The following is a 24,480-nucleotide window of genomic DNA, read 5'->3' as shown; positions in this document are numbered from 1 at the left end:
GCATCAGTTGCAACCAGAAGTGGTCACAGTCACCCCAGCGGTGATCTGGGTAGTGCCGTCAGCAGCGGTGTACACCACATTGCAGTTGGTACGAGCCGGATTCAGGTCGTAGGTCAGGGTTCCGGTTGCCTCAGTTGCTACATAGTCGGAACTCACCTGAGCAGCCGCCGAAATACCATCGGCATCCGCGGTTGGATAACCGCCGACCATGGTAATCGCCACCCCATCAAGGGTGACACCGGTGGAACCACTAGCACCATCCGCCAGCTGCTGGGCATGGGCAATATTGGCGGCTGAACGCAGGTTGCCCGCCAGCGCATTCAGGCTGGCTACGCGTGCATCACCACCCAGATCCGCAAAACGCGGCAGAGCAAATGCAGACAGCACGCCCAGAATCACAATTACCATGATCAGTTCGATCAGTGTAAAACCCGATACTCGTCGCAAATACATAACGCCACTCCCGGTAGCAGGATTCCAGCCACTGCAGAGACCTGGCCAGAATCAGTTGAACACTTTCATAACCATAGAACAGGCATGAAGCGCTGCCGGGAGATAGGCAGGAGATGCACAAAAAGTCAGGATGTCTGGTAAGGCGCTAATGACACAATTGCATCATACATTTCGCCCAAACAGCGCCATCTGCTTGAATTACGTGAGGATTTTGCCCGGTCTGGATAACCGGGCAGGCATATGAAAAATCGGGATCAGGCCAGGCTGGCACGCTGACGCATGGCAGTACGGAAGCCGTAAATCACAAAACAGAGGGATACCAACTGCTGGATCATCAGGATGTATTTGTCCTGCAGGCCCATCAGGGTCGACATGCTGAGGTTCATCAGCATAAACATCAGCCAGCCCACCGGATTACCGCGCGCCAGCAGGTAACTGCCCATCAGGAACCCCACCATGACCCCCATTTCCAGTATCTGGCTGACCGAGCCAAGACCACCGTTATCCCAAACACTGAACGCCACACCAAATACCAGTGAGCCCCAGGTGCAGAAGGATACAAAGTGGTTGAACCAGCGATGCTGGCGCTGGTGGTCGTGTATGGTGTTATACAAGCCCAGCAGCATGGCCGGGATACCACCCGCTTCAATGGAGGCGGCAATCCAGTTGTCGTGGCCAACCAGAATAATCACCCAGGCCGGTACACCAATGATGTACACCAGCCAGCCCAGAATCCGCAGCTGCTTGCGCCAATAGGCTTCGCGACCTTCCGCAATCGCAAACAGGGCCTTGTTGGAGAGGTAACAACCGCCTCCCCAGATTTGTAACAGCAGATCCATAGGGCTCAAGCTCCGTCCAGTATTCGAAAGAGACACTAGCCTACCTGTGCCGCGCTGGCCTGTAATGACCTGTGAATGAGTCTGATTGCCAGCCGGTTATTTTTTATCAGCAGTCAACTTTATGGGGCGGGAGCAACCAATTCCGGCATTCTGATAAGCACTCTGATCAGTATTCTGACAGCTATTCGCAACGCCAGTCGGCATCGAACAGGTGTCAGGCAGGATCAGGATCAGTGTCGGTTTCACTGATACACAAACGTCGATAATCCCCAGGTGTCACGCCCACCACCTTGCGAAAGGCACTGTGGAAATAATTGCTGTTGTCGTAACCAACCCGCAGGGCAATGTCCGTCACACTCAGGCGGGTACTGATCAACAACGACTGGGCTTCACCGATCCGACGCCGGATCAGGTACTGGATTGGGCTGTAACCGGTGGTGGCGCGAAACTGGCGTGCCAGATGAAAGTGGCTCATGCCCAGACTGGCTGCCATCGACTTCAGATCCAGCGGCTCGCGGTAATGATCATCAATAAACTGTTTGATCCGGATGCCGGTATCCGGTGTGGCGCTGAGGCGGGCATTTTGGTCATCCCCCACCACTTCCAGCAGCAACAGAATGAGCGCCTGCAGCAGCTGGTTGCAGAACGATAAGCGGCGGGCGCTGCTGGTATCGGCATGTTCGTAGAGGATTTCCATCAGACTGGCACACTCGTCAAACAGCGCACCAGTGGCAAACACAGCGGCTTCTCCGCCTGCTACCAGAAAGTTGGCAGGCAACCCCTTGAGCCGCAATCCACGAAAGCCACAACAATAAACCGCCATACCCCCATCGGGGGTGGCCGACTCGTCGTGTAAGACTCCGGCGTTGTAGACCAGCAGATCTCCCTGACGGGTGTTATACGGACGTCCGTCAATCAGATGAGTACCACTGCCTTCGCGGATCAGCACCACCTCAACCCGGTCTTCGTGCATATGCATGGCGCGCAGCAAACGGGTGTAGTTTACCTCGGCCTTGCACATGTACATCAGCTCGGCGCGTTGTTCGATTTCGGGCTTCCAGCGTGTGGAAGCCCGGGCAAAACGTTGCATCATGGTGGCGATAGTTCCTGATCCTGCTACCGGCAGTGTATCAGAGCCAAATAGTCAGCCCGGTTTCAGGCTTAACGATATTCCACCCATACCGCACCGGCGTCCGCCGAACGTACGCAGTTTTCGACCCAACGAACACCTTCGTAACCGGCATCAACACCCGGGATCCCGAGAGCGTCTACCGCGGCCTGATCACCACGGCCGAGTGCTTCCATAGCCATGGCAAAGCGAAAGTAGAGGTTGGCCCAGGCTTCAAACAGGCCTTCCGGATGACCGCCGCCAATACGGTCGTCTTCCAGCGCCTGTGGATACAGGTAATCCATGCCACGCTCCAGAATCTGCTGCGGCTGTCCCTGAATTTCATAAATCAGCTGGTTGGGGCGTTCATCCCACCACTCCAGACTGGCTTTGGAACCTACCACCCGGATCTTCTGGCCATGCATGGAACCGGCATTCACCGCCGATGCCCACAAGGTACCGATGGCACCGTTGCTGTATTCCATGATCACATAGGCGTTATCTTCCAGCTGACGGCTTTTTACAAAACTCTGGCGGGTACACATCAGGCGGCGGATTTTCAGCTCTGGCAACATCACTTCCGACAGGTAATACGGATGAGTACCGACATCCCCCAGCACATAACTCGGGCCAGCGAATTTCGGATCAACCCGCCAGCGGGTCGCCGGATTGGCGGCTTCGACTTCAGCCGAATGGAAGCCGTGGGCGAACTGCATGTTCACAATACGGATCTCACCAAGATCACCACGAGCGATCATTTCCCGCGCCTGGCGAATCAGCTGATGACCGGCGTAACCATAGGTCACCCCGATCAGACGGCCCTGACGATTGGCCAGCGCTCGTAATTCGTCCGCTTCGAGCGTGGTAAAACACAAAGGCTTTTCACACACCACATGCAGACCAGCCTCCAGTGCCGCCTTGCAGATGGCAAAGTGGGTACCGTTGGGGGTGGCGATGGAAACCGCCTGGATACCATCCGCGCGTTTCGCTTCTTCCGCAAACAGGGTCTGATAATCCGGGTAACAGCGCTCGGGACTGACCAGCAGGGTTTCACCGAATGCCTTGCCACGGGCCGGATCAATATCAAACGCACCGGCGACCAGCTGGAAGCTGTTGTCACGCAGTGCCGCCGCCCGGTGGATATAACCGATCTGGCTGCCTTTGCCGCCGCCCACCATAGCCCAACGAATCGGAGCTTTTACCTTGATGTCACCAAAAATCATGTTGTTCTCTCTTAAGGCTGGGCGGCTCAGAAACCGCAGGTTTGCAGGAAAGCGCGACTGGCACTGACGTCCTCAAGGCTGCCGTCGGCATTACGGGGATCACGCTCCTGTTCGATGGTGATGTAACCCTCGTAACCAATGTCGGTCAGCAACTGACGAATGGCCGGATAATCCAGACAGCCTTTGCCAATCGGGCACATCACGCCACGAGCACAGGCGGCAAAGAAATCGACCCGTTCGTTCATAACGGCGTCGTAGATCTGCGGATCAATATCCTTGAAGTGGATGTAATCCAGACGTCCTGCCTGTTCGCGCAACCATTCAAGCGGGTCCATCCCCGAATAGAACAGGTGTCCAGTATCCAGACACAGGCCAATCGTCTCGTACGGGAGGTCATCCAGAAAACGGCGGATTTCGTCTTCAAATTCGATGTAACCACCCGCATGGGGATGAAACACGGCACGCACGCCAAATTCGTCACGAGCCAGCTCGGCGATCTGGCGAATATGGCTCATGGTGGTGGCCCATTGCTGATCCGACAGTCGGGGTGCCAGCGTTGAATGACCTGCCGTGAGGCTGCGTTCGGTATGGATATGGTCAATCAGCACCAGATAAGGGGCCTGGAAATGTTGGCCGTCGCTGTTTTCCAACGCCGGTAACTGCTTCAGCAGGGTGCAGATATCACGGGTCTGGCGTAACAGATTGTCGAGGTTGGCGGGGTCTACCAGATCATCAAAGATGGTACCGGCGGCAATGCGCAAACCACGCGCCTGCAGGGCCGGGCCGGTGATGTTAATATCGAGTGGCAAATAGCCATAAGGACCAAGCTCCAGCGCCGAATAACCGGCCGCCGCCGCTTCGTTGAGTACCTTGCTCCAGGGTGGCAGGTACGGGTTTTTCGGGTCGTCCACGCCCCAGCAACAGGGGGCACTGGCAATTTTTATTGTCATAACAGACCTCCGGACAAGGATAAAAAGACCTCACCCAGCCGCGTATCAGGGACCAGCCATACGGGGTTCTGCGAGTGAGGAATGCGATTATTTAATCAGGAGGCTGAATCAGCAGACTCAGAAATCGTGCGCAACAAAAGCCATCGATGTAGACATGGCCAGCGGCGAAAAATCAGGCTTTATGGGGATTTATCGGCAGTATCGCCAAACGAGAGCTACAAATTCTTGCAGATCAGATTGCAAGAAACTCTCAACGGAGCAGAAATAGCCAATACAACAGAAGAAGCAGAACAGCAGACAGAACCAAAACAACAGACAGAACCAAAACAACAGACAGAACCAAAACAGCAGAAAAATCCCGGATAACAGAAACAAAAAAGCCGCTGCAAGGCAGCGGCTTTTTGATCACACAGGACAGTGCAACAGCTTACAGATCGAAGCTGTGACGCAGAACGATGGTTTCCACACGGTCAGGACCGGTAGAAATAATGTCGATTGGCGCACCAATGGCTTCTTCGATGAAACGAATGTAAGCACGGGCGTTTTCTGGCAGGTCATCAATGACCTTGGCACCGAAGGTGGATTCAGTCCAGCCTGGCAGTTCCTTGTAAACAGGAGTCACCTTGGCGAACTGGTCAGCAGACGCTGGCATCTTCAGAGCGTTGCCGTCAGCATCCTGATAACCCACACACACCTTGATGGTTTCCAGACCGTCCAGAACGTCCAGTTTGGTCAGGCAGATGGTGTTGATGGAGTTAACACGGATAGCGTGTTTCACCAGCATGGCATCGAACCAGCCACAACGACGGGAACGACCAGTGGTGGTGCCTTTTTCGTTACCAACGGTCTGCAGGTGGTTACCGATGTCATCGAACAGTTCAGTCGGGAATGGACCAGAACCGACACGAGTGGTGTAAGCCTTGGTGATACCCAGAATCTGGTCGAGATACAGAGGACCTACGCCGGAACCGGTCGCCACACCACCAGCAGTGGTGTTGGAAGAGGTTACAAACGGGTAAGTACCGTGGTCGATGTCCAGCAGAGTGCCCTGGGCACCTTCGAACATGATGTCGCCACCGTTTTCACGAACGCTGTGTACCAGGTCAACCGCGTCAACCACGATGTCCTTGATCTGGGCAGCCCAGTCCATGCAAGACGCCAGGGTTTCTTCGTAGTTAACTTCGTCAACGCCGTAGTAATGCTTCAGAGAGAAGTTGTGGTATTCCATCACTTCTTTCAGCTTGTCAGCGAATTCTGGCTGGTACAGGTCACCCACGCGCAGACCGCGACGGGAAACCTTGTCTTCGTAAGCAGGGCCGATACCACGACCGGTAGTACCGATCTTGGCATTGCCACGCTTGATTTCACGAGCCTGGTCCAGTGCGCAGTGGTAAGGCAGGATCAGCGGACAAGCGTGAGACACACGCAGACGCTCCATCACTGGCACACCACGGGCTTCCAGAGCACGTACTTCTTTCAGCAGTGCATCCGGTGCCAGCACCACGCCGTTACCGATTACACAGGTTACGCCGTTCCGCAGGATACCGGACGGAATCAGGTGCAGTGCGGTTTTGATACCGTCGATCACCAGAGTATGACCAGCGTTGTGGCCCCCCTGGAAACGCACCACGGCTGCGGCTTTTTCGGTCAGCAGGTCAACAATCTTGCCCTTGCCTTCGTCACCCCACTGGGTGCCCAGAACTACAACGCTTTTACCCATTACTGTCTCGTTCTCAAACGGTTGGCACTTCGACCAGTTGCCACTGGCCATCGATGAATTGCAGGGCTTGTTGCGCCTGCTGGCTGTCCTGTGGGCGGGTGGTGATTACACGCATGCCCTGATCACGCAACTGCTGGACCAGAGTCCAGAGCGCCGGATCTTCCACTTCGGGAGCCACCACCACTGGCTTGGCAGCCGGTGCAAATTCTCCCAGTCGTGCCAGAACCCGCAGGTCGGCACTGAATCCCCGTGCCGGACGGGCACGGCCAAACTCTTTACCGGTTTCGTCGTAACGACCGCCCTGGGCAATGGCATCACCATAACCCGGTACGTAGGCCGCAAAGACCAGACCAGTGTGATACTGGTAACCACGCAGCTCAGTCAGATCCAGACAGGTAGGAACGTCCGGATGACGGCTGGCAACCCGACGGGTAACGTCGAGCAGGTGGTTCAGTTCGGTTGCAGTGGCCGGAACCAGTGCAATCAGTTGTTCAAAGCGTTCGGTCAGTTGCTCAACGGTGCCCTGCAGACGTGCCAGCACTTTCAGTGCGTCAGCTGCAGCCTTATCCGCGACGTTGGCTTCCGCCCAGGCGTCGATGTCACTGGCACATTTGAGTTTCAGAAGACCGAACAGCTCGGCTTCGCGTTCTGGCGCAATGGCAGCCTGATCCGCGATAGCGCGATACACACCCACGTTGCCGAGGTCGAGGTGCACATTGGCAACCTTGCTGGCGCGCAACAGGGTGAGCATCAGGGAAATCACTTCCACATCAGCTTCTACGCCCGCCATACCAAACAGCTCGGCACCAATCTGGGTTGGTGTGCGACTGGCCAGCAACGAACGTGCACGGGTGTGGAACACCGTGCGGCAATAACAGAAACGGCCGATACCTTCCGGTGCCAGGCTGTGCGCGTCGATACGGGCAACCTGTGGAGTGGTATCTGCACTCAGACCCATCAGGCGGCCAGACAACTGGTCAGTCACCTTGAAGGTACGCAGATCGAGATCCTTGCCTGTACCGGTGAGCAAGGAATCCAGGTATTCCAGAACCGGTGGCATAACCAGGTCATAGCCCCAGCCATCCATCAGATCAATCAGACGACGACGCAGGTGTTCTATCTGCTGCGCATGGGGAGGCAACACCTCTTCAATGCCATCGGGCAACAGCCAGCGATCCGCAAGAGTCATTATCAGACCTATTCAATTGACGAGATACAGGAGAGCAAGGCCCAGCAACATACTGAAAAGACCGGACAGGCGCACTACTCCTTCGGGAGCAGAGGATATCGACAATATCCACTGACGCCATTACACCGGTAACAGAAACGGAAACATGCCTTCCAGAATCACCAGCAGACAGGCGGCTATTACCAGTTCCTGCCAGATGTCCGGTGCTGCAGACAGATTTTCCATCCAGGCCTCACACAAAAACCGGGCCTGTGGCCCGGGGGGAGGATTCTAGCAAAGCTGCTGGCTATTGAACATGCACAGGGAGCCATTGCCTGACGACAAGACTCCCGTGCCGGGGATTTTTTATCCCTTATTTGCCATCAGGACTCTTCAGGTAACGGAAGAAGTCGCTATCAGGCTTGAGCAGAATCATGTCATTGGCACCGAAGGTTTCGGTATAGGCCTTCAGACTGCGGGTGAATGAGTAGAACTCAGGGTCCTTGCTGTAGGCGGCGCTGTAGATACGGGCTGCTTCGGCATCACCTTCACCGCGGGTGCGTTCAGCATCGCGGTAAGCCTGGGCTTCAATAACAGTTTTCTGACGATCAGCGTCCGCCTGGATACCTTCCGCCAACTCACGGCCTTGTGAACGGTGTTCACGTGCTTCACGAGCACGTTCAGCCGACATACGGTCGTAAACAGACTTGCTCAGATCTTCCGGCAGGTCGATGGCCTTGACGCGCACGTCCAGAACCTCGATGCCCAGATCTTTCTGGGTTTCCTTGTTCAGCAGTTCGGTCAGACGGGTCATCAATGCGTCACGCTCACCGGATACCACGTCGTGCATGGTGCGGGAAGCGATTTCGTCACGCAGGCCCTTGTTCATCAAACTGGTCAGCAGCTTGCTGCCTTCTGCACGGTTACCGGAAGTCGCCTTGTAGTAAACCTGAACGTCCTTGATACGCCATTTGGCGAAGGCGTCCACAATCACGAACTTGTTACCTTTGGTGAGATAACGGGCAGAAGCGATATCCAGGGTAAGCACCCGGCCATCGAACTTCTTCACAGTTTCCACAAACGGGATTTTAACGTGCAGACCCGGTTTGATATCCGGATCAACCACTTCACGGAACATCAGTTTGATAGCCCGCTCGGTTTCATTCACCACATACAGACTCTGGCTGGCCAGCAACAGCAGGACAGCGGCCAGCATGGCACTGGCAAAAGACTTCGGAGACATTAACGGCCCTCCCTGCGAACAGTACTGGATGCTGAGCTCTGACGAGAACGAACCTCGTCGAGCACCTGGTCAGTCAGACGCGAAATATCGCTGCTGCTGAGCGCAGATCCTGAAGTTTTCGGGGTTGGCATGGACTGCATGATCTTATCGAGTGGCAGGTACATCATGTTGTTACCACCGTCGACATCCACCAGCACTTTGGAGCTGTTGGTGTAAACAGAGGAAACGGCATCAATGTACAGACGCTCGCGAGTTACTTCCGGAGCTTTGCGGTATTCGGCATACAGCTCGTCAAAACGGGCGGCCTCACCTTCTGCACGCGCCACGACCTGTTCCTTGTAAGCGGAGGCTTCTTCCAGCTGACGCTGGGCACGACCACGAGCTTCCGGAATCACGGCGTTGGAATAGGCTTCCGCTTCGTTAATGAAGCGTTCCTTGTCCTGTTTGGCTTTCTGAACGTCATCAAACGCATCCTTCACTTCGGCCGGAGGACGAATGTCTTTCGGGATCACGCTGTTGATTTCAATACCGGTCTGGTAACGGTCGAGGTAGTTCTGCAGACGCAGTTTGACCTGTTCCGCCAGCAGGGTACGACCATCGGTCAGGACCTGATCCATCTTGGCGCTACCGGCTTCGTGACGCAGGGCACTTTCGGCGGCATCCACCAGAGTACGCTCAGGGTTTTCCACGCGCAGGGCGAAGGCAACCGGATCAACGACCTTGTACTGCATGCTCATTTCGATTTCGACGATGTTCTCGTCTTCGGTCAGCATGCTCTGTTTGACTTCGGATTCACGAACCTTGGTGGTGTTAACCGGAATCACGGTATCCACCAGCGGAATCTTCCAGTGCAGACCCGGTGTTTCCGTCGCGTAATACTCACCCAGACGCAGCACCACGCCACGCTCGGATTCGTCGAGGGTATACACCGAGTTGTAGACACCCAGCACGGCCAGTACAGCCAGTGCCATGGTCAGCAGGCCGCCCATGCCGGTTTCACCGTCATTGCCGCCGTTGGAGTTGTTGTTACCGCGGCCACCGCCGTTGCCGAACAGGCCGTTCAACTTGTCGAGCAGTTGCTTCAGGGCTTCATCAAGATCTGGCGGTTGACCACCACCACCCTTGTTACCGCGGTTGTTATTGCCACGGTTACTGTTATTGCCCCAGGGATCATTGGGATTCCCATTTCCGCCGGGTTCATTCCAGACCATAGTTCGCTCCAGTCAGATTTGATGTGTTGGTTCAACAGTCAATCCGGTGGCGTCCCATCCGCCTGCCGCGACACGTTTCCCAGGTTAACGATAATGCACGCCAACACCGTTTGCGCGGTGTTGGCGAGCAGGAGTTATTGCCAGTCTTCCCGAACCGGTTCGATAAAACGGTCTTCCGGAATTCCCACTCGTGCCAGGGCACGGCGGAAATCGGCCATCTGCATGCGGATACGCAGGCAAATATCACCGTTGTCTTCGTAGGATTCAGTCTGAATGGCCCCCTGTTCGTACAGAATGGCACGTAAACGGGATTCTGCTGCACTCAGGCGAATATCCAGAACCCGCACCTGGTTACCCAGGCGTTCAGCAATGGCCTGCCGCAGCAGGTCAAAACCACTTTGCTCCCGGGCCGAGAGCCATACTGCCACCGGCTGTCCCTGATCATTACGATCAATTCTTGGACGAGCATGTTCCAGCATGTCGATCTTGTTGTAGATACGCAGCTGCGGAACGTCGGTAGCATCGATTTCGTTCAGAACGAGATCAACCTGTTCAATATTGTGGTCGCGCTCAGGCGCGGCCGCATCCACCACATGCAACAACAGCTCACACTCGGCAGCTTCCTGCAGGGTGGCACGGAATGCCTCCACGAGTTTGTGAGGCAGGTGACGGATAAAACCGACGGTGTCGGCCAGCACCACTTCGCCAATCTCGCCCACCAGCAAACGTCGCAGGGTCGGGTCGAGGGTGGCAAACAGCTGGTCAGCCGCGTACACGTCGGCATTGGTCAGGGCATTAAACAGAGTCGATTTGCCAGCATTGGTATAACCAACAATGGCGAGGGTCGGAACCGCAGAACGCTGACGCGCACGCCGTCCCTGATCACGCTGGGCACGGACTTTTTCAAGTCGGCCATGAATGTTCTTGACCCTTTCCCGCAACAGTCGACGGTCGGTCTCCAGCTGGGTCTCACCCGGCCCGCGCAGACCAATACCACCCTTTTGCCGTTCAAGGTGCGTCCAGCCACGTACCAGACGAGTTGCCTGGTATTCCAGCTGGGCCAGTTCCACCTGCAGCTTGCCTTCATGGGTTCGGGCACGCTGGGCAAAAATATCGAGAATCAGACCGGTACGGTCGAGAACCCGGCATTGCAGGACTTTTTCGAGGTTACGTTCCTGACTGGGAGACAGGGAATGGTTGAAGATCACCAGCTCGGCACCGTGCATACGGGCCAGCTCGCCGATTTCTTCTACCTTGCCGGTACCAATAAAGAAGCGGGCATCGGGCACATCACGACGGGCGGTAATAAGCCCAACCGGATCTGCACCTGCTGAAATCACCAGCTCGCGGAACTCCTCGAGATCCTCGCGATTTGGACCTTCCGGGAAGTCGATATGCACCAGAACGGCGACTTCCCCGCCGTTCTGAGGGCGCTCAAAGAACAATTAGATAATGCTCCTCAGCCTTCTTCGCCGGAACCATCTTCAGCGGCACCTTCCATCGGTACCATGCGTACGTTACGGGAAGGCACAACAGTGGAGATGGCGTGTTTGTAGACCATCTGGCTCACAGTGTTCTTCAGCAGAATTACGAATTGGTCGAATGATTCGATTTGCCCCTGCAGTTTGATGCCGTTTACCAGAAAGATGGAAACAGGGATGCGCTCTTTCCTGAGCTGGTTCAGGTAAGGGTCTTGTAAAGAGTGCCCTTTTGACATGTTGTTATCTCCTCAAAGAGTGTACCGCCCAGTGTGCGGGCAGTTTTAATAAAAATAGTAGAAGCCCCAATCCAGTCGCCTTTTTACAGCGACTGGCTAAATATGGCGTTGGTATCAAGTATTTTCAAGGCAATCCGTAACAGATCAGGATCATCCGTCTCAAGCCAGTGCAAATCTTCCCAACTCCGCAACCAGGTGATCTGGCGCTTGGCCAGTTGCCGGGTAGCGGCAATTCCGCGCTCCACGAAGGTGTCATAATCGCACAGACCGTCAAGATAGTCCCACGCCTGACGGTACCCAACGGCACGAATCGACGGCAGTGTGGTATCCAGATCCCCCCGCTGGTACAGCTCGCGCACTTCCTCAATGAACCCTTGTGCCAGCATTTGCCGGAAACGGATCGCAATCCGTTCATGCAAACGTGCCCGATCCTGCGGACAGACAGCCAGATTGACTACCCGGTACGGCAAGAGTTCCTGCTGCTGTTCAGCCCAGTGTTCGGTCAGGTTCTTGCCGGACACTTCGTATACTTCCAGAGCGCGCTGGATACGCTGGGAATCCATCGGCTTCAGACGAGCGGCAGCCACCGGATCAACCTCAGCCAGACGCGCATGCATCCACGGCCAGCCATGTTCCTGCGCCTGTTGTAGCAGGCGCTCGCGCACCACTTCATCGGCCTGAGGCAGATCCGCAGCACCATCACGCAGGAACTTGAAGTACATCATGGTGCCACCCACCAGCAGAGGCACCTTGCCCGCCGCCGTGATGTCCGCCATTTCGCGCAGGGCATCGGCCCGGAAGGTGGCGGCCGAATACGGCTCGGACGGATCGAGCATATCAATCAGACGATGCGGTGCACGAGCCAGCATGTCGGCATCAGGCTTGGCAGTGCCGATATCCATGCCGCGATACACAAGCGCCGAATCAACGCTGATGATCTCACAGGGATAACGCTTCACCAGCTCCAGCGCCAACGCCGTTTTGCCGGATGCCGTCGGGCCCATCAGGAATATCGCCGGAGGCAGGTCCTGCTCCGGTGTTGTGGGACTGATCGTCATCAGCGTCCTCGTAAAAACAGTTTGTCGAGTTCGGCCATGCTCAACTGGGTCCAGGTCGGACGGCCGTGGTTGCATTGACCGCTGCGTTCGGTGGCTTCCATGTCGCGCAGCAGCGCATTCATTTCCGCCACGCTGAGGCGACGATTGGCGCGCACAGAACCGTGGCACGCCATGGTGGCCAGCAATTCATTGCGATGAGCGAGAATCCGGTCGGACGAGCCGTGCTCAATCAGATCCCCCAGCATGTCGGTGATCAGGTTGGTCACCGGCGCCTGTTGCAACAGCACCGGAATCTGCCGCACCAGCAGGCTTTCCGGGCCTACACGTGCCAGCTCGACCCCTAACGCCCGGAATTCCGCCGCGTACTGTTCGGCGGCATCGGCTTCGGCCTCGCTGACACTCATGCTTTGTGGCACCAGCAATGGCTGCGATGCCACCGACTCACGATCTACCGCGGCTTTCAGACGTTCATAGGTAATACGTTCATGAGCGGCGTGCATATCCACCAGCACCAGCCCCTGACGATTTTCCGCCAGAATATAAATGCCGTGTAACTGGGCAATCGCAAACCCCAGCGGTGGCATATCGGCACTGCCTGCTGGCATGGCCGGCGCGACACCCGCAAATGCCACCGGCGTATTGGTCTGCACCGCGGTGGCCATATTGCCGCTGGTCACCGAGTCATTCGGTGAGGCAAATCCTGCCGTGCCAGCCAATACAGGGCGTTCCGCCATGGCCGCCGGAACGGTGTCGGAATCCAGCGGACGAATCAGGTTGGCATAGGAGTTCATCTGCTCGGCAACTGCCGCCGGAGTCGGTTTCGGCTCCGAGGACTGCCACGGCAAACCACCCTGACCACGGAACTCGCCGGCCTGAATTCCCCGCACCGGTTCGGCCTGAGTCTGCAAACGCAGACCATTGGCCGCCTCGCTGTTGCCGACGGCGCCAGACGCAAAACCGCGGGTTTCACCAACCGCTGAAGCAGAATCCACACCCGCCGTCAGACTACTGCTGCTGGCCGGGGCCAGTTGGTCTTGCGGGCGAATATTGCCAAGGACCTGATGCAGGGTACGAAACAGGAAATCGTGAACCAGACGACCATCGCGGAAACGCACTTCGTGTTTGGTCGGGTGAACGTTGACGTCCACCAGCTTCGGGTCCAGTTCGAGATACAACACAAACGCCGGATGGCGACCGTTGTACAACACATCGCGATAGGCCTGACGAATGGCATGCACCACCAGTTTGTCGCGTACAGCCCGCCCATTCACATAGAAATACTGCATGTCGGTCTGCGAGCGGGAATAGGTCGGCAAGGCGACCCAGCCCTTCAACTGCAAACCGGCAGCCTCGGTATCCACATGGATCGCGTGATCAATAAAGTCCGGGCTTAACAGGGTGGCGACCCGGCGTTCCTGCTCGATGCCTCGATCGGCAACCCGTAACTGGTGAATCACCCGATTGTTATGGCGCAGGGTAAACGCCACGTCATAACGACTGAGCGCCAGTTTTTTCAGGTGTTCTTCGAGATGGCCAAATTCGGTTTTTTCGGTACGCAGGAATTTGCGCCGCGCCGGAGTGTTAAAAAACAGGTCACGGACTTCCACTGTGGTGCCTTGCGGATGCGCCGCCGGGGCCACACTGGTTTGCATGTCGCGTCCTTCGGCAGTGACCTGCCAGGCCTGTTCCGCCTGCTCAAAACGGGAGGTCAGGGTCAGACGCGATACCGAGCTGATACTGGCCAACGCCTCACCACGGAAGCCCATGGTCATCACCGCTTCCAGATCATCAAGCGTGGTGATCTTGCTGGTTGCGTGACGACTGAGTGCCAGCGCCAGATCATCCTGTTCGATGCCACAACCATCGTCACGGACCCGCAACAGCTTGACCCCACCCTGCTCGGCATCCACCTCAATACGGCGGGCACCTGCATCCAGAGCGTTTTCCACCAGCTCCTTGACAATGTTGGCCGGGCGCTCAACCACTTCCCCGGCGGCAATCTGGTTCGCCAGCCGGGGTGAAAGCAAATGGATTTTCGACATGCTCAGGACTTGGGAATCTTGATGGTTTGACCGACACGGATCTGGTCATTGCTAAGACCATTCACCCGCCGTAATTCGGTAATAGCAACCCCGTTACTGGCCGCAATTTCCGACAGGGTATCACCCCGTTTGATGACGTACTGGGTAATCGCCGGTTTAGCGGGTGCCGGAGCACTGGCCTTGCTGCTGGCAGCCGCAACTGTGGCAGCCGGTTTGCTGGCCGCTGCCGGACGCGGCGTTACCGGATTCAACGGTGGTCGCGGAATCATATCCTCCGGCACCTTGTTTGTGGTGGCCGGAGCATTCACCGGAATAAAACCATCACTGGACGCCGCTGCCGGTGCTGCGGCGGCAACGGTTACGGCCGGCTTGGTAGCAACGGCCGGAGCTGGAGCTGGAGCTGGAGCTACAGCCGGTTTCGATGGCGCCGCCGGTTCAACTTCTTCGATATCAACGGTCTGCAATTGTGGCTGCGACTGCGGTGCCGCACCCGGCGGATGCTTGGCAAAGTAATCCTTGATACCAGCCAGAATGGCCGTGGCCATCTTGCGCTGGTAAGCCTGTGAGGTCAGCTGCGCTTCTTCCTGCGGATTGGAAATAAAACCGGTCTCCACCAGCAAGGCAGGCATGTCCGGTGACTTCAACACCACAAACGCCGCTTGTTCCACACTGCGCTTGTGCAGTTTGGCAAAAGCTCCCATACGACTCAGGATCGAGCTGGCCGCGCCCATACTGGCGTTGCGCTGATAAGTCATGGACAGGTCAAGCAGGGTTTTACGCAGGTGGTCTTCCTTGTCGTCCAGGGAAACACCACCAATCAGGTCCGATTCGTTTTCCTTGTCGGCCAGCCAGCGCGCCGTTTCACTGGTGGCACCACGATCAGATAACACGTACACGGAAGCACCGTGAGCGGCCGGGTTCTTGAACGCATCCGCATGGATCGACACAAACAGGTCAGCGTTGGCGGCACGCGCCTTGTCGCTGCGATCGCGCAGACCGACGTAGTAGTCACCGGTACGTACCATAAACGGGGTATAACCCGGCTCTTTCTGCACCAGAGCCTGCAGCTCCTTGGCTATTGCCAGTACCACGTTTTTCTCGCGTGACTTGCGTGGACCCATAGCCCCCGGGTCTTCACCACCGTGACCGGCATCAATCGCGATGATCAGATTACGACCACGACTCTGGGTAACCGCCGGGGCTTTTTTCACCGGTGACATCGACTGCGAACTGGCAACCCGCTTGAGGTCGATCGCCAGACGGTAGTTCTTGTACTTGTCGTTGGGTGGAATCAGTTCACTGACCGGGTTCAAGGTTTCGTTAACGTCCAGTACCACACGGGTAACGTTATTGGTCGGAGCACCGGTACGTACCGACGATACCGCTGTGCCAGCGATCCCCACGGCCGCCGTGTTGACCTTCATTTTGACATTGGTGAAATCGATTACCACCCGGTCAGGCCCTGGCAACGTAAATACCTTGTGTTCGACCGGAGCGGACAGGTCAAATACCAGACGAGTCTTGTCCGGATATTGCCAGATACGCATATCGAGGATGTCCGCCAGCACCGATGGCGCCAGAAAACTCAGACACACCAGCAACCAACGCCAGTGCAAACGGAAAGAAACAGAATTCGAATTCATGACGCCGGCTCTTCTGGCCAGGCGGCCAGCCATGCTTGTCCAGTAGCGGTTCGGGCAATCAATGCCAGTTCACGGGAATCACCCAGATCCTCGATGCGGATTTCAAGATCCGCCTCAGGCAAAACGCCCCGCCCCTTGTCAGGCCATTCGATCAGGCACAACACGCCGTCGTCGAGGTAATCGCGGATACCCATAAACTCAAGTTCTTCCGGATCGCCAAGGCGATACAGGTCGAAATGACAGATACGGCCCAACTGACAAGTATAGTCTTCAACCAGAGTGTAGGTTGGACTCTTGACAGCGCCCTGATACCCCAGAGCATGGATCAGACCGCGGCTGAACGTGGTTTTGCCGGCACCCAGAGTGCCTTCGAGGAAAATCAGTCCACCAGACTGACCACTACGACTGAGGGCCGCGGCCATTTGCGCGGCCAATGCCAGCATGGCGGCTTCTCCCACCGCCTTGCAGAGTTTTTCGGTTACCGATAACACGACGTTGTTCCAACCTGTCGGCACCACAGGGGTGCATGGGGTTTACACACTGAACGATCAGTGTGTGATGTAATTATTCAAGCGACGCAACCAGGGCATCAGATCCGTAGCCAGCAGGCCACACAGACCGTTTTCATGAGCCGCACGGTCAGCGGCGGCACTGTGCAGACATACGCCCCAACGAGCGGCCTGCCAGGCATCCATCCCCTGCGCCAGCAGGGCCGCCAGCACACCGGTGAGGACATCGCCCATACCACCGCTGGCCATTCCGGCGTTGCCGTCGGAACACAGGGCTACCCGACCATCCGGATGGGCAATCAGTGAACCACAACCTTTTAACACCACCACCGCAGAATATCGGCTGGCGAGGTCACGCGCGGCTGCAAACCGGTCATTCTGAACAGTCCTGATATCCACGTCCAGCAATCGCGCCGCTTCGCCAGGATGCGGAGTCATAATGACCTGACGTTCACCAAAAGCCTGACGCCAGCCAGGGGACGCCAGCAGATTCAGCGCATCGGCATCCAGAACGACCGGCAGATCGGATTGCAGCACCTGTTGTAACAGCAATTCGCCCCAGCTGCCCTGCCCCAGTCCCGGTCCAACCGCCAGAACGGATGCCCGCTCCAGCAAAGGCAACAGCTCCAGTCCCGACACCACAGGTTTGACCATCACCTCAGGACGCCGCATCAGAATGGCCTGGGCATGACTACCACGAGTAGCACAGCTGACCAGACCAGAACCACTGCGAGCAGCGGCTTCACAAGCCATGGCGGCGGCACCCCCCATGCCTTCGTCACCACCAACCACCAGCACATGGCCATAACGCCCCTTGTGGACGTTACCCCGCCGAGCAGCCAGCCCCTCATGGCGCTCTGCCAGCACTTGATAACCGATGCGTTCAACGTCAGCAGCCATGCTTTTCAGCACCGCCGGGCGGATATCCAGACAAGCGTATGCAATATCACCACAATAATCGGGGCCATCGGCCGTCAGCAGCCCCTGTTTCATCGCCACAAAGGTGACCGTCAGATCAGCACGCACTGCGGGCTCCAGCGCACAGCCGGTATCGGCATGCAGGCCCGTCGGAATATCCAGCGCCAGCACCGGTGCCGGATGAGAGTTGATCTGCTCAATCAGCTCGGCCAGCTCTCCCGCCGGAGCCTTGTTCAGGCCGGTGCCCAGCAAACCGTCCACCAGCAGATCGGAATCCCGCTCCAGTACACCGGCCCAGGGTTTCACCTCAACCCCCGCTGCCAGCGCCATTTCGCGGGCTCGAGTACTGGCCTCGGACAGCTGGCCATGATCCCCAAGGGTGTAAAAGTTGACGTCAAGACCATGAATGGCAGCCAATGCTGCCACCACATAGGCATCACCACCGTTATTGCCCGGCCCCGCCAGTACGGTCAGAAACTGCGCCGTTGGCCAGCGTTGCAGCAAGCATCCAAATGCCGCTTGCCCCGCACGGGACATGAGTTCAAAAGCCGGAATCTGCTCATCCGTCAGGGCGCGCTGATCCAGCTCACGCACGGCGGCGGCCGTAAACAGGCTGGCTGGCAAATGCTGGAACGCTGATAACGGCTGAGTCATTCCGATAGTCCTTTGGTTACGGGCGAGTGTCGGCAGTGAGGCCAACGCCTGCACCACGCTCTGTGATAAAGTGGCCGATTATACAGAGCACCGACCACAAGCGCGAAGCCATGCCAGCATTACCCGACGATCACCCAGCCCAGCAGCCCCCAACCCCACCAGCCACCGTCAATGCCAGCCCTGAACAGCTGCAGCATCTGCGCCGTCGTCTGGATGAACTGGCCCGTGAGTTCGGCTTTCAGCAAGTAGGGGTCACCGGCACCGACCTGTCGCGCCATGGGGAATATCTCAAGGCCTGGCTGGCCGAGGGGTATCACGGTGAAATGAGTTTTATGGCCGAGCACGATGATCTGCGCTGGCATCCGGAACGTCTGCATCCCGGCACCATCCGCGTAATCAGTCTGCGGATGGATTATCTGCCACCGGAAATCAGCCTGCTGGATACTCTCAACGATCCCGATGCTGCCTATATTTCCCGCTACGCCCTGGGACGTGATTACCACAAGATGGTGCGTCACCGCATTGCCCGTCTGGGGGACGCTTTGCGTGCCGAAGCCGGTCAGATCGGTATTCGAGCCCTGATCGACAGCGCCCCGATTCTGGAGCGCGCAGCGGCCGAGGCGGCCGGTCTGGGCTGGATTGGCAAAAATTGCATGCTGATCAACCGCAGTGCCGGTTCCTGGTTTTTTCTGGGCGAGTTGCTCACCGACCTGCCGTTACCCATCGACACACCGGACGCCGCCGACCACTGTGGCAGTTGTAACCGCTGCATTGATATCTGCCCGACCCAGGCCTTTGTCGGAGCGCGGATTCTCGATGCTCGCCGCTGTATTTCCTACCTGACCATCGAGCTGGTCGGGCCGATTCCGGTGGAGCTACGCGCCCCGATGGGCAACCGTATTTTTGGTTGTGACGACTGTCAGCTGGTATGTCCGTGGAATCGCTTCGCCAGCCCGACCCGGGAAGACGGTTTTTATCCGCGTAACGGCCTCGACAACATCAGCCTGCTGGAACTGTTTCTGTGGGACGAAGCCACGTTTATGAAAAAAACCGAGGGTATGCCGATCCGCCGGGCCGGTTATGAAAACTGGCAACGTAACGTAGCGGTCGGATTGGGCAATGCACCGGCCAGTGCCGCCATTCTGGAAGCCCTGCAACAACGCCGCAACAGTGCCTCAGAACTGGTGCGGGAGCATATCGACTGGGCTATCGCCCGTCAGACAGGTAGCCCAGACAATATCTGAAAACGACAACAGTGTTACGGAAGCGATCAGCCATTCGGGGCAAACTTGGTAAACCCGGAACATTTATGTTTACCTGTTAGAGGGCGTTCTCAATTATTAAACCGGGCCTGCTGAGTGCCAGTGGGTTTCAGAACCAGGCATGAGGAGCGTGGTTTAACGGGTTAAATGAGTGACGAATAACGCCGGACTGGGACCCACTGGCCTCAGCCCGATGGGTTATGGTTAAAAATCCACCAGTCTGTGTTGTTGAACTTGTAAAGGACTCGCCATTCCCTGCGTTCAACGCCTTGCCTGACGGATTTTTTACTCATAACAGGCCGCGTCAAATAATTGAGAACGCCCTCTAATCATACCCCCTGAATTGATACTGGCGGAGGACCGCATGCTTCCCATGATTATACCCATTGCCTCACTGCTGATGGGTGTATCACTACTCTTGCTCGGCAATGGTTTGCTCACAACCCTGCTGGCCCTGCGCGGCAGCATGGAAGGTTACAGCGATAGCCTGATCGGTCTGATCAGCTCGGGCTACTTCTTCGGTTATTTTGTCGGCTTCTTCCTCGCCATTCCGCTCTTGCGCCGGATTGGTCATATCCGTGCGTTTGCGCTCTGTGCCGCGGTTGCTTCCTGTGTGGTGCTGCTGCATGTGCTGATCAACGATCCGTGGATCTGGATTGCCCTGCGAGTAGTCACCGGTACGGTGATGGTGATTCTCTACAGCATTATCGAAAGCTGGCTGAATAATCAGGCTACCCCCACCAGCCGTGGCCGTATCTTTGCGGTTTACATGGTGGTGAACCTGGCATCACTGGCCATTACCCAGCAATTCCTGCGTCTTGATTCTCCCATGGCATTCACCCTGTTTGCGCTGTCGGCCATGCTGGTGTGTATCAGTCTGGTGCCGATTACCTGGACGCGTCTGACCCAGCCAGTGGTGGCGGATGTCAAACGTCAAAGCCTGCGTCGCCTGTTCAAACTGGCGCCGGTTGCGCTGGCCGGAGCGTTTCTGTCCGGTGTGGTAATGGGTGCATTCTGGGGTCTTGGCCCGCTGTATGCGCAGAAGATCGGTTTTGATAGCAACGCCATCGCCATGTTTATGAGCTGCGGTATTCTCGGTGGTGCGTTAGGCCAGTTCCCGCTGGGCCGCTTCTCGGATCGTTACGATCGTCGTGTAGTGCTGCTCTGGATTGCCGTCGCCGGTGCATTGGTGTCGTTTGCCATGTGGGTGCTGCCGGATGTGTACTGGCTGGTACTGACCCTGATTGGTCTCTGGGGCTGTGCCACCTTCGCGATTTACCCGGTTTCCATTGCCCATCTGGTTGACCATCTGGAACCAGGAGAAGCCTTGTCCGGTGGCAGCACGGTGCTGTTGCTGCACGGCGTTGGCGCGGCGATTGGTCCGGCCATTGCCGGTCAGATGATGGAGCTGATGTCGGCCAATGCACTGGCGTTGTTCTACTGCGTGGCATTGGCGATTCTGGCGTTGTTCACGCTGAAAAAAGTGGCACTTTCGAAGGCCATGAAGGAAGAAGAACCGACCGATACCCAACCGTTTGCAGCCATGGTCAGAACCACTCCGACCGTACTGGAAATGCTGCAGGATGGCGAACCGTCGGCCGCGAACGGAGCAGCACAGGATCAACAGAAACCCGCCGCCGATTCCGGCAAACCGGCGCTCTGATCGTCATAAAACAGGCTCTAAAAAACGACCTCTGAAAAAACAGGCAACGACGCATGGATAACTGCGTCGTTGCCTGTTTTGTTTGCTCAACGCCCAAGTTGGTTACCCCCCTTTGGCGGCACGTCCCAGTTCCCACACTGGCAAGAACACACCCAGTGCCAACACCAGCACCAGCGCCCCCATAAACACCAGCAGGATTGGCTCAATGGCATCGGCCAGCTGTTTGAGGTCGTAGTCGATTTCTTCTTCGTAAAAATCCGCCACGTCGTTCATCAGACGGTCGATAGAACCGGTTTCCTCACCCACCGCCATCATCTGCAACACCAGTGGCGTAAACAGCCCGGTATTGGCGGCGGTAGAGGTCAGACGTTCGCCGCGCTCCACCCCCGCCTGCATTTTCTGGATCGCTGCCCCGATATAGCGGTTGCCCAGACTGCCCGACACAATCGCCAGACAACGCAAAATCGGCACCCCCGACGCAATCATCATGGCCAGTGAACGAGCGAAACGGGCGAGTGCAATCCGCTCATAGAGACTTCCCAGCAGGGGAATCCGTAACTTCCAGCGGTCCCACAACAAACCGCCTTCCGGAGTTTTGTGATACTGCCACAAGGCCACCAGCACCATTACCACCCCCACGGCAATAAACACGCCCCAGGTCTGGACGATTTCCGAGCTGGCGATCAGGATCCGAGTCGGCAACGGCAACTCGCTGCCCATGCTGGCAAACACCGGCGCAAAGTTGGGAATCACGTACAGGGTCACAATGGATAACGCCGCCACAATCGACGTAACCACCATGGCCGGATAACGCAGCGCAGTTTTCAGGCGTTTCTGGGTTTCCCGCTCCATATCCAGGTGTGCAATCAGGCGCTCCAGTGCTTCCGACAAGCGCCCCGTGGTTTCACCAATACTCACCATGTTGATAAAAATCGGTGAGAACACCTTGGGATGCTGGCGAAACGCCGAACTGAGGTCACTGCCGCTGATCAGCGACTCGCCAATATCCTGCAGAATGTCGCTCAGAGCCGGATTGGTCGCGGTTTCCGCCAGACCATTCACGGCACGTATAATCGGCACTCCGGCACGGGTGAGGGCATACAGCTGACGGGTTAACAATAAACGTTCATCGGCACTGATCGGCGGGCCGAAGTGAAACTCCATATGCAAACCACTGCCACTGGTCTGGCCACGTTGACGCCCCTGCTCCTGCTGGATTTTCAGGCTCACCACCAGAATGCCCTGACGCTGCAGCTGGCGCGCCGCGCCCTGCTCACTGCCAGCCTGAATCGATCCGCTCACGGCTTTGCCCTGATTATCGCGCCCGCTGTACAAATAACTGGCCATCAGCCCTCCGATTCATCCAGAGTTGCGGCGATACGGAACACTTCTTCAATCGAGGTTAAGCCCTGACGGGCAAAATCGAGGGCCGCCAATGCCAGCGGCCGGAAGTTTTTCTGGGCTATCGCCGCTTCGGCAAACGCATGGCTGTTGTGCTGGCGTAACGCGGCAATTAACGGGCTGGTCATTTCCAGCAGTTCGTAGATACCAATACGGCCCTGATATCCGGTGTTGTGGCACTGGTGGCAGCCTTTGGCAGAGACATAGGCCTGATCACCCGCCCCCGCTTCCATGGCGTTTAGCCACGAACGCTCCTGTTCCAGCAAATGATGGGAATGCTGGCAGTTGGGACATAAACGTTTGATCAGACGCTGGGCCACCACTCCCCGCAAGGCCGATGCCACCAGATAGGTATCAACACCCATATCCAAGAGACGCATGGCGCTGGAAGCGGCATCGTTGGTGTGTAATGTGGATAACACCAGGTGGCCGGTCATGGCGGCCCGCAGGCCGATTTCCGCCGTGGTCTGATCGCGCATTTCGCCCACCAGCAGAATGTCCGGGTCCTGACGCAAGGCAGCCCGCAGTACGGTTGCAAACTCCAGCCCGACCTTGGGATTCACCTGCACCTGGTTAATACGCGGCAGGCGATATTCAATCGGATCTTCAGCGGTAATGATTTTTTTACCCGGCTCGTTCAGCAGGTTAAGCGCCGAGTAGAGGGTGGTGGTTTTACCGGAACCGGTGGGGCCAGTAACCAGAATCAGGCCGTGTGGGCGGCGGATCAGATGGGTAAAACGCCGACTGATGGCCTCCGGCATGCCGAGGGAATCCAGCTCCAGACGAGTAGTGCTCTGGTCAAGCAGACGCATCACCACCGATTCACCAAACTGCACCGGCATGGTCGACAAACGCACGTCGATGCTGCGGTTCATCACCCGGATATTAAAACGGCCATCCTGCGGCAGGCGTTTTTCGGAAATATCGAGACCCGACATGATTTTCAGGCGTGACACTAGCGCCGATGCCACCCGGCGCTCTTTCATGATCTGCTCCTGCAGATCACCGTCGATACGCAGGCGAATACGCAACAGGTTTTCCTCTGGCTCAATGTGAATATCCGAGGCTTTGACCTGCACGGCATCTTCAAACAGGTTTTGCAGCAAACGCACAGCAGGGGCTTCGCTGGAGTCGGAAGTCATGGCCATCTGGTCGATGTCAAAATCGCTGGCTTGTAACTCCCCTTCCAGCTCACCAGCAATACTGGCGATCTGTTCCTGACGGCGATACTGAGTATCCAGCACCGCCAGCAATTCCTGCTCACGCACAAACGCGGGCAAAATCGGCCGCTTCAGCGCCCGCTGGATCTCGTCCAGCAGCATCAGATCGGTCGGATCAGCCATGCCTACTCGCAAACCGGCTGGCTCATCAGCCAACACCACGGCGCGATAACGACGCGCCTGGCTTTCCGGCAACAGTTGCACCAGCCGGGTTTCAACCCGGAAACGTGCCAATTCGATAAAGGGATAACCAACGAAGTCTGCCAATGTCCGTAACAGGGTTTCCTCGGTCAGAAAGCCCAGATCGGTAATAGCACGCCCGAGTTTTTTGCCGGTTTTTTTCTGCTCGGCCAGCGCCTGACTCAACTGTTCCTGGCTGATCAGGCGACGCTCCAGCAGCAAATCCCCGATGCGTACCCGCTTCGGCATGTCCATGACAGCAGACTCCTCTATTTTTCACACAAGGCTCCACCTCCGG

The 24,480-nt window shown here is 56.9% G+C and carries 22 protein-coding genes; 3 read left to right on the top strand and 19 right to left on the bottom strand.

The annotated features are described in order from the left end of the window. Positions 1–3 precede the first annotated feature (3 nt). The 5 genes from OUO13_RS03310 to OUO13_RS03290 all read right to left on the bottom strand — a co-directional run bounded on the left by OUO13_RS03310 (position 4) and on the right by OUO13_RS03290 (position 4,573). Positions 4–453, bottom strand: a complete 450-nt coding sequence (locus tag OUO13_RS03310) for a pilin (protein ID WP_283172422.1) — start codon at positions 451–453, stop codon at positions 4–6. Positions 454–707: 254 nt separating this feature from the next. After that, the gene (locus OUO13_RS03305) at positions 708–1,292 is read right to left on the bottom strand and encodes a nicotinamide mononucleotide transporter (protein WP_283172421.1); all 585 of its coding nucleotides are present in this window, start codon (positions 1,290–1,292) and stop codon (positions 708–710) included. Positions 1,293–1,506: 214 nt separating this feature from the next. Continuing rightward, complete coding sequence (locus tag OUO13_RS03300; RefSeq protein WP_283172420.1) at positions 1,507–2,385, bottom strand: helix-turn-helix domain-containing protein; 879 nt, start codon at positions 2,383–2,385, stop codon at positions 1,507–1,509. Between the two features lie 68 nt (positions 2,386–2,453). Continuing rightward, on the bottom strand, positions 2,454–3,623 hold the full coding sequence (locus OUO13_RS03295) for a Gfo/Idh/MocA family protein (protein WP_283172419.1): 1,170 nt from the start codon (positions 3,621–3,623) through the stop codon (positions 2,454–2,456). A gap of 26 nt (positions 3,624–3,649) precedes the next feature. After that, positions 3,650–4,573 carry a TIM barrel protein gene (locus tag OUO13_RS03290; protein WP_283172418.1) on the bottom strand — a complete coding sequence of 308 codons (924 nt, stop codon included), beginning with the start codon at positions 4,571–4,573 and terminating at the stop codon, positions 3,650–3,652. Between the two features lie 81 nt (positions 4,574–4,654). Here OUO13_RS03290 and OUO13_RS03285 point away from each other — a divergent pair, with 81 nt between their 5' ends. After that, positions 4,655–4,939, top strand: coding sequence for a hypothetical protein (locus OUO13_RS03285; RefSeq protein WP_283172417.1), 285 nt, complete (start codon positions 4,655–4,657; stop codon positions 4,937–4,939). A 61-nt stretch (positions 4,940–5,000) separates the two neighbouring features. On the opposite strand, the gene OUO13_RS03280 is transcribed toward OUO13_RS03285, so the two are convergent. The 12 genes from OUO13_RS03280 to OUO13_RS03230 form a co-directional block, all read right to left on the bottom strand. Next, positions 5,001–6,293: an adenylosuccinate synthase gene (locus tag OUO13_RS03280; protein WP_283172416.1), complete on the bottom strand. Its 1,293-nt coding sequence runs from the start codon at positions 6,291–6,293 to the stop codon at positions 5,001–5,003. A gap of 13 nt (positions 6,294–6,306) precedes the next feature. Further along, positions 6,307–7,482 (bottom strand): ATP phosphoribosyltransferase regulatory subunit, encoded by a 1,176-nt coding sequence (locus tag OUO13_RS03275; protein ID WP_283172415.1) that lies wholly within the window; start codon positions 7,480–7,482, stop codon positions 6,307–6,309. A gap of 12 nt (positions 7,483–7,494) precedes the next feature. After that, positions 7,495–7,590, bottom strand: coding sequence for a DUF2065 family protein (locus tag OUO13_RS20030; RefSeq protein ID WP_428982317.1), 96 nt, complete (start codon positions 7,588–7,590; stop codon positions 7,495–7,497). A 244-nt stretch (positions 7,591–7,834) separates the two neighbouring features. Continuing rightward, on the bottom strand, positions 7,835–8,704 hold the full coding sequence (hflC, locus tag OUO13_RS03270) for a protease modulator HflC (protein WP_283172414.1): 870 nt from the start codon (positions 8,702–8,704) through the stop codon (positions 7,835–7,837). Next, the gene (gene hflK / locus OUO13_RS03265; RefSeq protein ID WP_283172413.1) at positions 8,704–9,915 is read right to left on the bottom strand and encodes an FtsH protease activity modulator HflK; all 1,212 of its coding nucleotides are present in this window, start codon (positions 9,913–9,915) and stop codon (positions 8,704–8,706) included. Before hflK ends, hflC begins: the two co-directional genes overlap by 1 nt. A 134-nt stretch (positions 9,916–10,049) precedes the next feature. Further along, positions 10,050–11,360, bottom strand: coding sequence for a ribosome rescue GTPase HflX (gene hflX, locus OUO13_RS03260; RefSeq protein WP_283172412.1), 1,311 nt, complete (start codon positions 11,358–11,360; stop codon positions 10,050–10,052). A 14-nt stretch (positions 11,361–11,374) separates the two neighbouring features. After that, positions 11,375–11,632, bottom strand: a complete 258-nt coding sequence (hfq, locus tag OUO13_RS03255) for an RNA chaperone Hfq (protein ID WP_283172411.1) — start codon at positions 11,630–11,632, stop codon at positions 11,375–11,377. A gap of 83 nt (positions 11,633–11,715) precedes the next feature. Continuing rightward, positions 11,716–12,690, bottom strand: a complete 975-nt coding sequence (gene miaA, locus OUO13_RS03250) for a tRNA (adenosine(37)-N6)-dimethylallyltransferase MiaA (protein WP_283172410.1) — start codon at positions 12,688–12,690, stop codon at positions 11,716–11,718. Continuing rightward, positions 12,690–14,732, bottom strand: coding sequence for a DNA mismatch repair endonuclease MutL (gene mutL / locus OUO13_RS03245; protein ID WP_283172409.1), 2,043 nt, complete (start codon positions 14,730–14,732; stop codon positions 12,690–12,692). The genes miaA and mutL overlap by 1 nt, the downstream gene beginning before the upstream one ends. Before the next feature lie 2 nt (positions 14,733–14,734). Then, positions 14,735–16,375: an N-acetylmuramoyl-L-alanine amidase gene (locus tag OUO13_RS03240; RefSeq protein WP_283172408.1), complete on the bottom strand. Its 1,641-nt coding sequence runs from the start codon at positions 16,373–16,375 to the stop codon at positions 14,735–14,737. Beyond that, complete coding sequence (tsaE, locus tag OUO13_RS03235; protein WP_283172407.1) at positions 16,372–16,866, bottom strand: tRNA (adenosine(37)-N6)-threonylcarbamoyltransferase complex ATPase subunit type 1 TsaE; 495 nt, start codon at positions 16,864–16,866, stop codon at positions 16,372–16,374. The genes OUO13_RS03240 and tsaE overlap by 4 nt, the downstream gene beginning before the upstream one ends. A gap of 57 nt (positions 16,867–16,923) precedes the next feature. After that, positions 16,924–18,456, bottom strand: coding sequence for an NAD(P)H-hydrate dehydratase (locus OUO13_RS03230; protein WP_283172406.1), 1,533 nt, complete (start codon positions 18,454–18,456; stop codon positions 16,924–16,926). 110 nt (positions 18,457–18,566) lie between these two features. On the opposite strand from OUO13_RS03230, the gene queG reads away from it, so the two are divergent. Next, on the top strand, positions 18,567–19,700 hold the full coding sequence (gene queG / locus OUO13_RS03225) for a tRNA epoxyqueuosine(34) reductase QueG (protein ID WP_283172405.1): 1,134 nt from the start codon (positions 18,567–18,569) through the stop codon (positions 19,698–19,700). A gap of 382 nt (positions 19,701–20,082) precedes the next feature. Beyond that, complete coding sequence (locus OUO13_RS03220) at positions 20,083–21,381, top strand: MFS transporter (protein ID WP_283172404.1); 1,299 nt, start codon at positions 20,083–20,085, stop codon at positions 21,379–21,381. A gap of 102 nt (positions 21,382–21,483) precedes the next feature. On the opposite strand, the gene OUO13_RS03215 is transcribed toward OUO13_RS03220, so the two are convergent. Further along, positions 21,484–22,728 (bottom strand): type II secretion system F family protein, encoded by a 1,245-nt coding sequence (locus OUO13_RS03215; RefSeq protein ID WP_283172403.1) that lies wholly within the window; start codon positions 22,726–22,728, stop codon positions 21,484–21,486. Next, positions 22,728–24,437 (bottom strand): GspE/PulE family protein, encoded by a 1,710-nt coding sequence (locus tag OUO13_RS03210; RefSeq protein ID WP_283172402.1) that lies wholly within the window; start codon positions 24,435–24,437, stop codon positions 22,728–22,730. The genes OUO13_RS03215 and OUO13_RS03210 overlap by 1 nt, the downstream gene beginning before the upstream one ends. Between the last annotated feature and the right edge of the window lie 43 nt (positions 24,438–24,480).

The sequence above is a fragment of the Parathalassolituus penaei genome (assembly GCF_026626885.1).
Taxonomy (GTDB): Bacteria; Pseudomonadota; Gammaproteobacteria; order Pseudomonadales; family Oceanobacteraceae; genus Oceanobacter; species Oceanobacter penaei.
Note: the sequence above shows the minus strand (reverse complement) of the source record. Positions and strands in the feature narration are given on the sequence as shown.